The sequence below is a fragment of the Kordia sp. genome (genome assembly GCF_965224175.1).
Lineage (GTDB): Bacteria > Bacteroidota > Bacteroidia > Flavobacteriales > Flavobacteriaceae > Kordia.
The window spans coordinates 3660337-3676923 of record NZ_OZ245041.1; the positions used below are offsets into that span (position 1 = coordinate 3660337).

Sequence of the window (16587 nt, forward strand, 5' to 3'; positions counted from 1 at the left end):
ATTATACTGTTTTTACAGGTAAATCGATTTCATTAAGATCGATATCATCGTCGTCGTTGTGATAATGATGAGGAATATCATCTTTCTCAATTTCAGGACGTTTGCTTTTAAATGCCCAGAATTTGAACTTGGTAATCAGGAAGAATAATATTGGAACAATAATTAATGTAAGGAATGTTGCAATGATTAATCCGTAGATTACTGTCCAAGCTAATGGTCCCCAGAAAATTACGTTGTCTCCTCCTAAGTATATTTTTGGATCAAATTCACTGAATAATGAGAAGAAGTCAATGTTAAATCCAATCGCTAATGGAATTAGTCCTAATACTGTCGTAATTGCCGTTAGTAATACAGGACGCAAACGTGCTTTTCCAGCTCTCACTACTGCTTCAAATACATCCGGAATTGGTAAATATCTAGTTTCTTCAATTTTTAGATCATGTTTTTTTCTATCTATTAAGAGTTGTGTATAATCAAGTAGTACTACACCATTGTTTACCACAATTCCTGCCAAGGAAATAATTCCCATCATCGTCATCATAATTACAAATGGTGCACCAGTGAGTAAAATTCCACCAAAAACACCAATTAAACTTAAGAATATAGCAATCATAATGATTGTTGGTTTTGAGATAGAGCTAAATTGGAAGATTAAAATCAACATAATAAGTCCTAAACCAGCAAAGAATGCACCTCCTAAAAAGTTTTGTTGCTTGTTTTGTTCTTCAATTTGCCCTGTGAAATCTACTTTGATTCCTTTATCTTCTACTTTAAATTCATCTCCAATTTCTGCTTGAATTTGAGCCACAATAGCACCAGCATCTGTGAAGCCTGGAGCCATTCCTGAATATACAGTTACTACTCGCTTGTAATCGTTGTGTTTAATAGCGCTAAATCCAGAAGTGTTTTGTTGCTTAGTTATCGCTGAAACAGGAATTTCTTTCAATTGTCCCATTTGGTTTCTGAAAATCAATTTCTGATTGAATAATGAACTTGTATTGTAACGATTGTCCTTGTTGAAGCGAACATATATGTCGTAATCTTCACCATCTTCTTTGTATACGGCAGCTTTTACACCAAATAAAGAATTACGTAATTGTTGTCCAACTTGTCCAGCAGAAACTCCTAATTCTCCAGCTTTTTCTCTGTCAACTACTACCTGCATTGCAGGTTTTCCTTTATTTACATCTATTTTTAATTCTTCAATTCCTGGGATATTTTTAGAATTGATTAATTCACGTAGTTTTTCAGCTTCTGCAATTAACTGTGTATAATCATTCCCTTCTAATTCAATATTGATAGGATATCCTGTTGGTGGACCAACAGCATCTTTTTCTACAGAGATTGCAACTCCAGGATAAATTCCTTTTAAAGCTTCCGTTACTTTAGTACGTAATACTTCACTGTCTTCACCTTTACGGAACTTATATTCACGCATGGAAGCAGTAATTTTTCCTTTATGCGGCATTTCTGCGGAAGAACCACCATCAGTTTGAGGGTTTCCAGCTCCTTCACCAACTTGAGATACTGCAGATTCTACTAAGAAGTTGCGTTCTCCATCTTCCATATATTCATCACCATTTAATACAGTGTAAACTCGTTGCTCAATATCTTTGGTAATTTGATTTGTTTTGTCAATAGCAGTTCCTTGTGGATATTCTATATAGACAATAATTTGATTTGGTTTGTTATCTGGAAAAAATTCTACCTTGGTACGCTTGCTTCCTATTGATCCTCCAAATGCCATAAAAGTTGCAATTAATAGCGCAAAGGTTCCAAAAGAGAATACATATGGTCTCCATCCGCCTAAAGCAAAACGTAAGAAACGTTCGTAAGTTCTTTCTAATGCAGCTAATATTCTGGTTTGGAAGAAACGTGCCATTGGTTTTAATACATATTTGTATGCCCAAAACATAATGGCAATAAATATGAATAAGGTTCCTAGTCCTTTCGCTGCTCCGCCAATTACTAAACAAATCATTCCAAGAACTCCTAGTAAAACACTTATGAAAATAAGTTGACGTACTTTTAGTCTACGTTCTCCAACTTCCATGAATTTTGATACCATCATAGAGTTGATAAATATGGCTACGAATAACGATGAACCTAATACGACTGATAGTGTAATAGGAAAATAAATCATAAATTGTCCCATAACTCCTGGCCACATTCCTAGTGGAACAAAGGCAGCTACTGTAGTTGCTGTTGAGATGATAATAGGAAACGCAATTTCCCCAATACCTTTTTTGGCAGCTTCTATTCGTGACATTCCTTCTTCATCCATTAAACGATATACGTTTTCAACAACTACAATTCCGTTATCTACTAACATTCCAAGCCCCATAATTAGAGCAAAAAGAATCATGGTATTCATCGTATATCCTAGCATATTTAAAATCATAAATGACATAAACATTGACATTGGAATTGCTAGTCCTACGAATAAGGCATTTCTGAATCCTAAGAAAAACATTAAGACAAATACAACTAGAATAATTCCGAAAATAATGTTATTCACCAAGTCATTTACTTGGTTGATTGTTTTTTCAGATTGATCATTTGTAATGGAAATTGTTAAGTCCTCATGCGATTTCTTAAAGTCGTCAATAATTACATTGATTTGTTCTGCGGCAGCGACCATATTTTTACCAGCACGTTTTTTCACATCTAGCATTACTACGCTTTCTCCAAATTCGCGCGCATAGGTAGTTTTTTCTTCTTCTTGAAAACGAACTTCAGCAATATCTCTAAGATATACAGGTCCGTCTAATGATTTTACAACAAAATTTTCAAGTTCTTTAGGGTTTTCAATTTCTCCTAAAATTCTGATGGTACGTCTTTGTCCAGATGAAATCATATTTCCCGCAGAAATGGTAACATTTCCATTGGCAATTGCATTTTGGACATCTTGAAAGTTGACTTGTGCAGCCATCATTTTGTAGACATCAACTGCAACTTCTACTTCTTTTTCTTGTGCACCACGAATATCGACTTGTTTGATTTCTTTTAAGTCTTCTATTTCATCTTCTAGGAATTCAGCATATTCTTTTAATTTCTCTACAGGATAATCTCCTGAGATATTAATATTAAGAATGGGCGTTTCTTCGGAGATATTTAAGTCAAATACATTTGGTTCAACTTTGGCATCGTTAAAAATTGGCCAATCTTCACCACCTTTTTCTGCATCAACTTCATCTTTTATTTTTTGTTTTGCGGCTTCAACCGTAAGACTTTCATCAAATTCAACTACAATAATTCCATAATCTTCTTGTGATGTAGAAGTAACTTCTACAACATTACTTACATTTTTGATACGATCTTCTAGCGGATCAACAATTAGTTTTTCAATATCTTCCGCGGTATTTCCTGGATATATTGTACTAATGTAAATTTTCGTTTCTTTAATTTCTGGGAAATTTTCTCTTGGCATACTAAAGTACGCACTAAGTCCCAATACGAGGAGTAACCCCATGATGATATAGATAATGGTAGGATTATCGATAGCCCATGAGGATAATTTAAACTCCTTATTTATTTTTTTATCAGACATTGGTTTGATAGGTTATTTTTTAGTTATAATCGTTACTTCTTGACCATCTTTTACACTACGAGCACCTTCTTTAATTACGGCATTTCCATCAGTTAATCCTTGAACAACTTCTATAAAGTCTCCTTGTGTTTTTCCTGTTGAAATAATTACTTTTTTTGCTTTTGCAGTTTTGTCTTGAATAGAATCTGCTATGTATATGTATTGTTCTCCTTCCGCATTTTCAGAGATCACACTTTGTGGAATTAGAATTGCTTTCGGGTTTGTATAATCGTTAATTTTAAGTTTTGCCGTTAAGTTCGGTTTGATGTTTCCGTCTTTGTTTGGCACTCCAATTTCTATTTTGAATGTACGATTGTTTGGATCGATAAAATCACCTGCTTGACGTATTTTAGCATTCATTGGTTTTCCTCCTAATACAGGGAAATATACTTCTACGTCTTTTCCTTTTTTAACATTCGTTAGATATTTTTCAGGAATTACAGCTTCAATATACATGTCTCGTAAGTTTACGATACGTATGATTTGTGTTTGTCCAGCGCCTACAACCGAACCTTGCTCAGTAATTACGTCATCTACAACACCAGAGAAAGGTGCTCGGATGGCAGTTTTGCTCAATTGAACTTTTAACTGATCAACAGCTTTTTGTTGTGCTTCGTATGCTGATTTGGTTTGTAAGTACTGAATTTCAGAACCTATTTTTTGATCCCATAATCTTTTTTGACGATCGTATGTAGTTTTTGCTAAATCTGCTTGAATTTGCAATTGTGATAATTGTTGACTCAATCCGTTGTCGTCAACTCTTGCTAAAATTTGACCTTTAGAAACACGTTGTCCTTCTTTTACAAATACTTGTTTTAAAATTCCAGACATTTCAGGAGTAATCACAATATTTTTCTTAGTGTCTACATTTCCTTGCAATTCTAAGTAGTGATTAAATATGGTATCTTTTGCAGTAAAGACGGTAATTAAAGTTTTCTTTTTTGTTGGATTTATTTTTTCAATCGCATCTGAAAGTTGTTTGATTTTTGCATCAAGCTCTAGCTTTTCTGCTTTCAAAGCATCTCTCTTTTCTGTAATTTCTTTGACATTTTTTTCAGAGATCAACGTATCTATGTCTTTCTCTGCTCCACCACCGCAAGAAGCTAAGATGAGTACGATAGGTAGGATTAGTATATTTATTTTTTTCATTATGATTGATTTTTTATCGTTGATGAGTTGTGTTTTAAACTTATACACTTATAAACTATTATTAGTTTGTTTGATTTAAGATAGTTTCTAATGCTGCTTTTTTATTAATTACATCAAGCATTGCTTGTAAATATTCTTGTTGCGCGGCATATAATTGTGTTTGCGCTTGACGAAATTCGAAACTAGAAGCAACTCCTTCAAAAAACTTCACTTGATTTTTCTTTTCAATACGTTCAGAAAGATTAAGATTTTTCTTTGCTGTTTCATATTCTTCAATTGCCAATTGATAATCGCTTTTTGCAGAATCTACTTGAAGTTTTAACTGTTGTTCTACTTCTAGTAAATCATCTTGAGCTTTTTCTAAATTGATTTTTGCACGTTGTGTAGCAGCACTTCTTTGTAATGAACTAAAGATTGGAATGTTTAGATTGACACCAAATGCAGCAGAACCAAACCATTGTTGTTCTCTTTCAAAAAATCCGAAGTCATTTCCATTTCCGTTATAACCAGCTGTTACAAATCCTGAAAGTGAAGGCAATGCTTTACTTTTTTCTAATTTTAATAATAATTCCTTAGATCTTGTATCGTTGGCAGCAATTCTGTAATCTACTGTTTTTGTGACATCATCTTCTGTTAGTAGGATAGAAGGTGCTAAATTTTCGATGGTTAATGCTTGAAGTGAATCTGTTAGTTTTGTATCAGTATTCAAGTCAATTCCTAATGTAATATTTAGCATTTTATATGATAAATCGCGCAAGCGTACTACATTTCTAAGATTACTTTCTATGCTTGCCAAAGTAATTTCCAATTGTTCTACATCTTCTTCTTCTGTGAGTCCGTTTTCGTAGATTTTTTTGGTTTCGTTTAAATTTTTCTCAAGTGTCAACTTATTGCGTTCTAAAATCGCAACACTTTCTTCTGAAAGTAATACGTTTCCATATGCGTTGATAACGGCTTTTCTAATTTCTAAATCTGTTTTTTCTTTGGCATTTTGAGAAATTTCCAAAAATACTTTTGCCGATTGTAATCCTACTAAATACGAACCATCAAAGATGAGTTGGTTTAAAGTAATATTAGCGTTTACAGATTGTTTTGTTCCAAAAACGACTGGAATAAAATCGTCTGCACTTGGCGCAGTAGGAATGTTATCAAGTACAGGTAAACTACTTAAGTCGTAAAAATCTTCCAGTTGTCTTATTTGACTAAAAGGATCAAAAGCACTTGCAGGAAGTAAAGAAACTTGCTGTTTTATGTTATTTTGATAGCTAACTGCTCCATTAATTTGAGGAAGTCCAGTAGCTGTAGTCTCCCATTTTTGCTTCTTTGCAGCCTCAATATCGCGGACTGCATTTTTAGCGGTTCTATTGTTTTCAAGTGCAAATGCAATAGCTTCATCTAAAGAAAAACTTTCAGGCACTTCTTGATTTTGAGAAAATCCAAGACTAAGAAAACATAAACTAAAGATAAATATTAGTTTGTTTCGCATGTTATGATGATTGATTAGTTGTTGTTATAAATTTGTTTAAAGTTTCGAGTCCTTTTGGCGTACAAATTCCACGTATGTGGTATTCTAAAAAGTATTCCATAAGTGTATTCATGGAGAATTGTTTTAAAGGAAATAATTCATTGTCCTTTATACCAATAACACCGTTAAAATAAATTCTAGAAATAAATTCGATATTAATTGTATCTCTATACACACCAGATTGTACACCTCTTGTTAAATTATCTTTTACGCAATCTTGCATTACGTCATATTGTTTTTGCTTAAGCGTTGCATAGATTTTTGGATAGTATTTTTGCAATTGATATTGTGGAGACGACTTTTCATCTTTTAAATGTTCCATTACAAAACGTTTGATCTCGTATAGCTCCTCAATAGAATTCTTTTCAGTTGCACAAATCAAATCAATACCTTCACTAATTACACAAAACAATGAGTTTGTTACTTCATTTACTAAAGCTGTCTTATTGTTGAAATGTGTATAAATCGTCTTTTTTGATATGCCCATTTCATTGGCAATGTCGTCCATAGTCACACTCTTAAAACCTAAGTTTAAGAATAATTCCGTTGCAGTTATTTTAATTTTCTCTTTCATAAGTTGGCTGCAAATATACTTTGGAAACTTTAAAAACAAAAAAAGTTTCCTGGGTTTTTACATTTATTTAACAAACGATTTTCATTTCCATAAATTGGAAATATGGTATTTTAGCTGAAATTTTCAGAAGAATGACACAAATTGCTCAATACAGAGAAACTTTTATAAATTACTTAGAAGAAAAGGTTACAGTTACAGAACCTAAAAATTTGTATGAACCAATCATTTATATTTTACAACTTGGTGGAAAACGATTGCGTCCTGTATTGACTTTAATGACTGCTGAAATTTTTGGAACTTCACACAAAAAAGCATTAGATGCAGCACTAGCTGTAGAAGTTTTTCATAATTTTTCTTTAGTGCATGATGATATTATGGATGATGCTCCTCTACGAAGAGGAAAAGAAACAGTTCATGAAAAATGGGATATAAATACTGGAATTTTATCAGGAGATGCAATGCTTATTTTGGCATATCAGCTGTTTGAAAATTACGAGGGGAAAACGTTTAGAGCATTGGCAGAATTGTTCAGTAAAACAGCAATTGAAGTATGTGAAGGTCAGCAATATGATATCGATTTTGAAACTCGAAACAATGTGACGATTCCTGAGTATTTGAAAATGATTGAATATAAAACCGCAGTTTTAGTTGGTGCAGCAATGAAAATGGGCGCTTTGGTAGCTGATGCTAGTGAACAAGACGCACAAGGAATTTATGATTTTGGCCGTTATTTAGGAGTAGCATTTCAATTGCAAGACGATTATTTAGATGCGTATGGCGATCCAAAAACCTTTGGAAAGCAAGTTGGTGGTGATATTATTGAAAATAAAAAGACATATCTATATTTAAAAGCACTTGAAAACGCTTCAGAAGCAAACCAAGAAACCTTAACAAAATTGTTTGCTACACAACCTGAAGATCCAACAGATAAAGTGGAAGCTGTCATGAATATTTTTAACGAAAGTAAAGCGCCAGAAGCTATAAAAACTGCTATTCAAGATTACACTACGAGAGCTTTTCAATTACTACAAACATTAAATATTGGTGCTAAAGAAAAGCAATTGCTACAAGCTTTTGGAGAACAATTGATGAATAGAACGGTTTAGTATTTAGTTATGAGGCTTTAGTAATGGGTATTGAGGTTTTCTTACTCTTATGTGATGTTGAATCAAGTTCAGCATGACGAGTCAATAGAAATATAAATTAACATTAGAGCGTCAGATCGAGTGAATTTGTGAAACAAATTAGTATCGAGATCTACTTTGAATTTCTAAGTTGTTCTCGATACATTTTTTATCAAAAAATACTCGAATTGACGTTTAGAAACTGTAAAGAGTATTTGCAATCATTAAATTAACAAAAAGACAAATCAACTAAAAGTCTAACATCTAGTAGCAAAGCAGTCTATTTTACAGATCTGTTCCAAATTTCAATCCAATAAAAATAGTTCTTGGTTGTGACGGACCATAAATATAATTTGGATCACGATCTATCGTTTGATCAAAATCATCTTGGTATGCGTTGAAAATATTTTTAACACCACTATTTATTTCAAATTGATACTTCTCAGAAAGTGTAAAAGTTCTGCTAGCATTAAAACCAACTTCCAGTAAACTTGGTGTTTCTTCCAACACAGTTTCTGGAATAAAACCAGCAACATGTGGCACAAACATTCTTCCCGTATAAACTCCGTTTAGGTTAAAATCCCATCGCTCGTTTGGTGTATAATTAATCATGGCATTTCCATATACATTTGGTGTACGCGTTATTTTATTAGTTACAATTCCTTCTTCAGGTTCGTATGAGTTTTCAAAATAACTATTCTGGAAAGTTCCGCCCAATTGAAATAAGAACTTCGGATTTGGACTAAAACGCGCTTCCAAATTGAAACCATTTACAATAGCATTATCGCCGTTAATTTTCTCTTTAATTTCAAGTCCATCAACTTCTCCACGCGCTTCATACACAAACGGATCGTTGATTGTTGTGTAAAAACCTTCAAATGTCAATACCAATTGATGATCTTCGTGCTGATGTGAATATTCTAACGAACCAATAAAACTATGCGATAACTCTTCCTTTAAATCTGCTGCTAAACGCACACGACGCACTTCTCCAGTAATAATTTCAGAATGTACATCTTCCGAGAAAAATTGTGGTGCTCTAAAACCTTGTGAATAACCAGATCTAAAACTGATGGTCTCCGTAATATTATATAAAACACTTACGCGCGGATTTAGAATAAAAAGGCTTTCATCATTAATATTAGATTCAAATAATTCACCACGAACACCAGTTAGCAGTTTTAAATTGTCTAAAATTTTCCAGTCTAATTGTGTGTAAATACCAAGTGTGTTTGTGTTTTGTGTAATTTGATTTACCAACGGGTTTTCACGACGTTCCGTAATTCGGTTGAAACGATGTTCTACACCTGATGTTAAGTCCATACTTCCACTAATAAAATCTTCAAACTGTGCTGTATGTTGCACGCCAGCAACCGTGACAAAATCTTTAGTTACTCCAAAACCATTTGGATCTTGATTGGTTCCATAATAATTGTCAGATCGTGTATTTTGAACATTTCCATAGGCAGAAAACTTCTGTAAATAATCTTCTGTGAAATAATCAAATGTAATTCCTCCGCCAATAACATTACTTGTAATTTCCTCTGCAATATTGGCAAATATTGGTGATTTATCAATGAAATCTCCTCCGCGTCTGTATTCATGCGAGTTGTTAAATTCTAAGGTTAACTTTCGTCGGAAATCAAATTTGTAAAACGACTTAAAACCAAAGTTTATATTACGCAGTTTGGTCATTTCTGTAAAGCCATCACCATTATTATCATAACCTTCACGATCGCGATGCATTCCAAAAAATGTAATTCCTTTATTTAAATCTTCCGAAACAAAAGTAGAATTGAATGTATTTACAGCATCTACACTTTCTCCATCAATCAAACCTATTTTAGAAGCAACTTGAAATTGATTTTCAATTGGATCTTTGGTAATCACATTAATAGTTCCAGCAATAGCATTTGAACCAAAAATAGCTGATCCGCCACCGCGAGTTACCTCAATTTGCTTGATCATATTGGTTGGAATTTGTTCCAAACCATAAATTCCGTTCAGCGAACCAAATACGGGACGACTATTTACGAGAATCTGTGAGTATGCGCCATCTAAACCGTTGATTCGTATCTGTGAAAAACCACAATTCTGACAATTTACTTCGGTACGTAATCCAGGTTGAAAATTTAAACCTTCAAATAAAGTTGCTGCTTGTACATTTTTTAGTGATTCTGCGTTGGTAACAGTTACTAAAACAGGAGCTTCACGTCTATTCAGTTCTGTTTTGGTGGCAGAAACCACAACCTGATCAAGTCCTAAAGGATCTTCTTGCAAGCTAAAGTTTAAAGTCAATGTCTTGTCACCAACTATAATTTCTTTTTCAATGGTTTTAAAACCGATTGATTGTACCATTAAAGTATAATTTCCTGATGCAATTTTTAACGAATACGCTCCTTTTGCATCAGTAATAGTTCCTTTTTCACTGTTCTTAATAAATACATTTACAAATTCTTCTGGTTGATTTTTGTGTGAAATAACACCTTTTATATCAGTAGTTTGAGAGAATGCGCCTGAAAAAATTAAGAAGAATAGGAAACAGAAATTAAGTTTCATTAGAAATATTTTTTTGCAAAGATATGATTAATTTTTAGCCTAATCTAAAAAAAGAATGAGTCTAAATACAAAAATTGTATATTTGTGTTGTTAATTAAATGATTATGATGACACTTTCGGAAGAAAACTACTTAAAAGCAATTTATCATCTAAGCGATGCTTTTGATGGTGGGATTAGCACGAACGCGATTGCGGAAAAAATGAATACCAAAGCTTCTTCTGTGACAGATATGATCAAAAAACTATCTGAAAAAGGTCTGGTAAACTATAAACGTTACAAAGGGTCAGAGTTAACAGTAGAAGGTAGGCTCATTGCGGCAAGTATCATCCGAAAACATAGACTTTGGGAAGTATTTTTGGTAGAAAAGCTCAATTTTACTTGGGATGAAGTACATGATGTTGCTGAACAATTAGAACATATCAAATCTGAAAAACTCATCAATCAATTGGATGAATTTTTAGGTTTCCCAAAGCGTGATCCGCATGGTGATCCAATTCCAGATAAAGATGGAAACATGTCTGATCATGCAGATGTATTGTTAATGACACTCGATAAAAACGACAAAGGCATTATTGTTGGCGTAAAAGATTCTTCTTCCTCTTTTTTAAAATATTTGGATAAACAAGGCATTGCTTTGGGGAAAAAGATAAAGGTAATCGATAAAGAACCTTTTGATAATTCTATGAAGATTCGAATTAAGAAAGAAGAATTTACAATTTCACAGCAAATTGCTAATAATATTTATATCAAGAAATGATTTTTTTGAATGATAAATTATGAATGTTGAATCTTAAATTGGAAAGTATTTTTAATAACGAAGTATATCTCGACTGCGCTCGAATTGACAAATCAACAATAAAAATGAAAAAATACATTTATATACTACTGATAATTTTCACAGTAATAAGCTGTAAAACAGAAGTGAAAAAACAAAGTGGAAAGCTTCAAGTGGTTACGACAACTACAATGATTACTGATATGGTAAAGAACATTGGTGGTGAAAAAATTGAAGTGCAAGGTTTAATGGGAAGTGGTGTAGATCCACATTTGTACAAAGCCAGTGAAAGTGTAGTGAGTAAATTATTCAATGCAGATGTAATTATCTATAATGGACTGCATTTGGAAGGAAAATTAGAAGACGTTTTCGAAAAACTCAGAAGTCAACAAAAGAAAACCATTACGGTTTCTGACGCTGTGGATAAAAGTGGTTTGATTAGTTCGGAATATTTTGCATCCAGCTACGATCCGCATATTTGGTTTCATATTGATTACTGGAAACAAGCAACACGATTTGTGGTAGATGAACTCAAAAAGCTAGATCCAGCAAATGCTGAAAGTTTTGAGAAAAACGGACAGGTTTATATTGAAAAGTTAACAGCGTTATCTAAAGAAATAAAAGAAGTAATAAATACATTACCTGTAGAGAAACGAATTTTAGTTACGGCGCATGATGCATTTAATTATTTTGGGAAATTACACGATTTTGAAGTTGTTGGTTTGCAAGGTCTATCAACAGCAACCGAAGCTGGTGTACAAGATGTTCAGAAGTTGGCGAATTTTATTATTGAAAAAGACGTAAAAGCCATTTTTGTAGAAAGTTCAGTGCCAAAACGTACTATTGAAGCATTGCAGGCAGCTGTAAAAGCGAAAGATCATGAAGTAGCTATTGGCGGAATCTTATATTCAGACGCTCTGGGAGATGCAGGAACAGTAGAAGGAACGTATATTGGAATGTATCAATATAATGTAAAAACGATTATTGATGCATTAAAGTAATTTTAGACTTCTTAGATGATTAGATCGTTAGATTTTAGATACGATTTGAATTATAATATAGATTTACAAGGCGTCAGTTCGAGTGATTTTCGAAGAAAATAGTATCGAGAACTACTTCGAATTTCACACTATTTCTCGATACAAAATTCTTTTAGAATTTCACTCGAAATGACGTTTAACTTAAAGATTTGAAGAAGAACAAATAAACAAATTAACGAATCGACAGAAAATACAAATCAACAAAAAACAATGAAAGAAAAATACGCAATTACGGTAGATGACCTTACGGTTGCATACAATTACAAACCTGTATTGTGGGATATTGATTTGGCAATTCCTGAAAGTGTATTGATGTGTATTGTAGGACCAAATGGTGCTGGAAAATCTACCTTAATCAAATCAATTTTAGGGATTATAAAACCTATTGCAGGAACTGTTTCTATTTTTGGAAAACCTTATGAAAAACAACGTTCATTAGTAGCGTATGTTCCACAAAAAGGAAGTGTTGATTGGGATTTTCCGACGACAGCGCTAGATGTTGTGATGATGGGAACTTATGGCAGTCTTGGTTGGATAAAACGTCCTGGACAAAAGCAAAAGAAAGCTTCTTTGGAAGCCTTAGAAAAAGTAGGAATGTTACCATTTAAAAATCGTCAAATTAGCCAGCTTTCTGGCGGACAACAACAGCGAATTTTCTTGGCAAGAGCCTTAGTGCAAAATGCGTCTATTTATTTTATGGATGAACCTTTTCAAGGTGTAGATGCTACCACAGAAAAAGCAATTATCAATATTTTAAAAGAGCTTAGAAAAGCTGGAAAAACAGTAATTGTAGTGCATCACGATTTGCAAACCGTTCCTGAATATTTTGATTGGGTTACGTTTTTGAACGTGAAAAAAATTGCGACAGGTCCAGTAAAAGATATTTTTAACGATGATAATTTAACCAAGACTTACGGAATTAACTATAAAGTAAGCGTTCAAGAATAACTACGTGTATGAAAACAAAAACTTTCTTTCTTCTCTTGTTTCTGAGTTTATCTTCATTTTCAATGTTTGCACAAACAGACATGAAAGCGGAAGAAGCAAAAGTATTGTCATTGTTAAAGCAATTACGTTCTAAAGATGAAAACATCAATAGGGAAGTAGTGGCAATTCAATTTGAAAAAACACTAAAAACAGTACTTTCAAAAAAAGAAAGTTGGAATTATAGATTTCCCGAACTTCGTACATATATTTCTGTAGCCACTTCTGATGATAAAAAGATTAGAACCTTTGGTTGGGACAGTCTTACAGGCGGAAGTTGGCATGCATTGAGAAGTTTCATTCAGTTTAAATTTGGAGATAAAATTCATGTTGTTTCACTTCAAGATGAAAAACCAATGGACGAAGAAGAAGGAAATAATATCCTTGCTGATGCTGTGATTTTAGAAATTTATCCTTTCGGAAAAGGCTATTTGTTTGAAGCGTATGGAACCTATGGAAGCGGTCATCATCATAAGGTATTAGCATATTTTGAGTTGAACCAAGAAGCGTTAGTGCGAAAAGCCATATTTGAAAATGATGAAGTTGTGTATGTGTTCAAAATTGCAAGAAAATACAAATTTGATCTACTCGTAAATCCTGAAAAAGCTACCATTACACACAGTGAATTTTTATTGGATGCTGATAGTGGTTTCTTTCTGCCGACAGGAAAAAAAGTAGTATTGACTTTTGACGGAAAACAATTTATAAAACAACTAAAAAACGAGAAACCATAGATTTTTTAGAATACATAGAGCTTATTTTTTCTAATTATACTGCACGAATTGTCATGCTGGGAACAGCAATATTAGGTGCTATTTGTGGTATGTTAGGAAGTTTTGCTGTATTGAGAAAACAAAGCCTTTTGGGCGATGCTATTTCACATGCTGCCTTACCAGGGATTGCGATTGCATTTTTAATTACTGGAGTAAAAGACAGCAATCTCTTTTTACTTGGTGCCTTAATTAGCGGATTGATTGGAACTTTTTGGATTCGTAGTATTACAAAAAACACGCACTTAAAATCAGATACAGCATTAGGATTAACACTTTCTTTATTTTTTGGTTTCGGAATGTTGCTATTAACGTTTATTCAAAAACAACCAAATGCAAGTCAAGCTGGATTAGACACGTATTTATTTGGTCAAGCAGCCACTTTATTGGCAAAAGATGTTTGGTTGATTGCTATTGTAGCTGGAATTGCACTTTTAATTCTATTGGTTTTTTGGAAAGAATTTAAAATTTTACTTTTTGATGTAGACTATACCAAAACACTCGGATTCAATACGCGTTTTATAGATATTTTAATTACAACTTTTATTGTAATTACCATTGTTTTAGGCTTGCAAACCGTTGGTGTAATTTTAATGAGTGCTATGTTGTTAGCTCCAGCCGCTGCAGCACGACAATGGACAAATAGTTTGGGAATGATGGTGTTTTTGGCAGCAATATTTGGCGCTTTTTCTGGAGTTCTTGGTACTGCGATTAGCGCTAGTCAAAGTAATCTTTCTACAGGTCCAGTTATTGTGTTGGTAGCAGCAAGTATTGTTTTCCTTTCGTTTATATTTTCACCAAACAGAGGATTGTTATTTAGAGAAATTCGCTTCAGAAAGAACAGAAATAACCTAAAAATGCAGAAAACATTGGCATTTATGTACGGAATTGCTAAAACGCATGAAAATATATCACATCCGCACGCCATTAAAATTTTGAATGGTTTTCAAGGATTTTCAAAAAAATCACTGCAAGAATTGGTCGATTTAAATTATGTAGAAATCAACGGGCAACAATGGTCAATGACAACACAAGGCTATGAAACGGCTGCAAACTTATACAATCAACAAGTAAACGATACACATGAATAACGCACAAATTGTCATACAGATTATTGTAGCGCTTGTTGCAGTTGCTTGTGCTATTCCAGGTACATTTTTAGTGTTGCGTAAAATGTCGTTAATCAGTGATGCGATCAGTCATTCCATTTTGTTGGGAATTGTCATTGGATTTTTCATTGTAGAAGATACCGCTTCACCATTCTTAATTGTTTTGGCTGCCTTGGCGGGAATTGTCACGGTAATTTTGGTGGAATACATTCAAAAAACAGGTTTGGTAAAAGAAGATACTGCTATCGGACTCGTTTTTCCCGCCTTGTTTAGTATTGGTGTTATTTTGATTGCCAAAAACGCAAATGATGTGCATTTAGATATTGATTCTGTGATGGTTGGTGACTTGAGTTTAGCACCATTTGACATCATACAAATTAATTGTATTGAAGGAATTACAGATTCGTGTATCAACTTAGGACCGAAAGCAATTTGGGTGATTGGAATTATTCTATTGATCACCTTGATTCTCTTGTTTGCTTTTTTCAAGGAATTGAAAGTAAGCACGTTTGATCCAGGTTTAGCGGCTGCGCTAGGATTTTCACCAGTTATATTGCATTACGGTTTAATGACGGTTTCATCGGTGACCATTGTAGGAGCATTTGATGCAGTCGGTCCAATATTAGTTGTTGCTTTAATGATTGCACCTGCGGCAACCGCTTATTTATTTACAAAGGATTTAAAGAAAATGCTACTACTTTCTTGCTTTTTTGGAGTAGTGGCAGCTATTTCTGGATATTGGTTGGCACATGTGTTAGATGCGTCTATTTCAGGTTCTATGACGACAGTATTAGCTATTCTTTTCTTGTTGGTATACGAGCCAATTATTACGTCTATTTTGGTAAGTATAGCGACTGGAATAAGTGTTGTTTTTTATCAATATTATGAAGCATTACTTGTAAATAATACTGGTTTTGAACGTTTGCTTTTAGGAGAAAAAATACAAACCGTTTTTAGTCAGTTTGTGTTTTTAGATTATCTGTATATCATAGGAATTGCGGTAATTTTGACAGTACTTTTAATTTATATTTTGCCAAAACGAGGTGTGATTTACGGATATTACAAAGTGCGACAACAGAAAACAGAGATTATGTTGTTGGTGTTTTTATTGCACATCAGAAACCATACAGAAGAAAGTGAACGTCATGTAAAACACTTGAACGAACATATTAATTGGCAACGCTTGCGCTCACAATCTATTGTGGAATTGGCACAAAAAAATAACATGATTACCATTACGGATAAGATCATTTCTTTAACCAAAAAAGGAGAAGATTTCACCGAAAAAGCCATTGATTATATCATTACCAACAAAGACACTGAAATTGAAGAGATGAAAGATGATTTCTTTTTATTTAGAGGATAGGTTTTTGTGTGTTTCGTTAATC

The 16587-nt window shown here is 33.4% G+C and carries 12 protein-coding genes; 7 read left to right on the top strand and 5 right to left on the bottom strand.

All coding sequences use genetic code 11. From position 1 onward, the window contains the following. Position 1: 1 nt before the first annotated feature. The 4 genes from ACOQOS_RS15890 to ACOQOS_RS15905 form a co-directional block, all read right to left on the bottom strand. Complete coding sequence (locus ACOQOS_RS15890) at positions 2–3550, bottom strand: efflux RND transporter permease subunit (protein WP_420571453.1); 3549 nt, start codon at positions 3548–3550, stop codon at positions 2–4. A 12-nt stretch (positions 3551–3562) separates the two neighbouring features. Then, on the bottom strand, positions 3563–4738 hold the full coding sequence (locus tag ACOQOS_RS15895; protein ID WP_420571454.1) for an efflux RND transporter periplasmic adaptor subunit: 1176 nt from the start codon (positions 4736–4738) through the stop codon (positions 3563–3565). 61 nt (positions 4739–4799) lie between these two features. Next, positions 4800–6224: a TolC family protein gene (locus tag ACOQOS_RS15900; RefSeq protein WP_420571455.1), complete on the bottom strand. Its 1425-nt coding sequence runs from the start codon at positions 6222–6224 to the stop codon at positions 4800–4802. A gap of 1 nt (position 6225) precedes the next feature. Beyond that, on the bottom strand, positions 6226–6837 hold the full coding sequence (locus ACOQOS_RS15905) for a TetR/AcrR family transcriptional regulator (RefSeq protein WP_420571456.1): 612 nt from the start codon (positions 6835–6837) through the stop codon (positions 6226–6228). A 131-nt stretch (positions 6838–6968) separates the two neighbouring features. Here ACOQOS_RS15905 and ACOQOS_RS15910 point away from each other — a divergent pair, with 131 nt between their 5' ends. After that, the gene (locus ACOQOS_RS15910) at positions 6969–7943 is read left to right on the top strand and encodes a polyprenyl synthetase family protein (protein WP_420571457.1); all 975 of its coding nucleotides are present in this window, start codon (positions 6969–6971) and stop codon (positions 7941–7943) included. 303 nt (positions 7944–8246) lie between these two features. Here ACOQOS_RS15910 and ACOQOS_RS15915 read toward each other — a convergent pair whose 3' ends face one another. Beyond that, on the bottom strand, positions 8247–10520 hold the full coding sequence (locus tag ACOQOS_RS15915) for a TonB-dependent receptor (RefSeq protein WP_420571458.1): 2274 nt from the start codon (positions 10518–10520) through the stop codon (positions 8247–8249). Positions 10521–10624: 104 nt separating this feature from the next. Between ACOQOS_RS15915 and ACOQOS_RS15920 the strand changes: the two genes are divergently transcribed. The 6 genes from ACOQOS_RS15920 (at position 10625) to ACOQOS_RS15945 (ending at position 16565) form a co-directional block, all read left to right on the top strand. After that, on the top strand, positions 10625–11278 hold the full coding sequence (locus ACOQOS_RS15920; protein WP_420571459.1) for a metal-dependent transcriptional regulator: 654 nt from the start codon (positions 10625–10627) through the stop codon (positions 11276–11278). Positions 11279–11382: 104 nt separating this feature from the next. Then, positions 11383–12297: a metal ABC transporter solute-binding protein, Zn/Mn family gene (locus tag ACOQOS_RS15925; RefSeq protein WP_420571460.1), complete on the top strand. Its 915-nt coding sequence runs from the start codon at positions 11383–11385 to the stop codon at positions 12295–12297. Positions 12298–12546: 249 nt separating this feature from the next. Continuing rightward, a complete protein-coding gene (locus tag ACOQOS_RS15930) occupies positions 12547–13284 on the top strand; it encodes a metal ABC transporter ATP-binding protein (RefSeq protein WP_420571461.1) in 738 nt (245 codons plus the stop codon). Between the two features lie 8 nt (positions 13285–13292). After that, on the top strand, positions 13293–14054 hold the full coding sequence (locus ACOQOS_RS15935; protein WP_420571462.1) for a hypothetical protein: 762 nt from the start codon (positions 13293–13295) through the stop codon (positions 14052–14054). Between the two features lie 53 nt (positions 14055–14107). Beyond that, a complete protein-coding gene (locus tag ACOQOS_RS15940; protein WP_420571463.1) occupies positions 14108–15181 on the top strand; it encodes a metal ABC transporter permease in 1074 nt (357 codons plus the stop codon). Then, the gene (locus ACOQOS_RS15945) at positions 15174–16565 is read left to right on the top strand and encodes a metal ABC transporter permease (protein WP_420571464.1); all 1392 of its coding nucleotides are present in this window, start codon (positions 15174–15176) and stop codon (positions 16563–16565) included. The genes ACOQOS_RS15940 and ACOQOS_RS15945 overlap by 8 nt, the downstream gene beginning before the upstream one ends. The last annotated feature ends 22 nt before the right edge of the window (positions 16566–16587 follow it).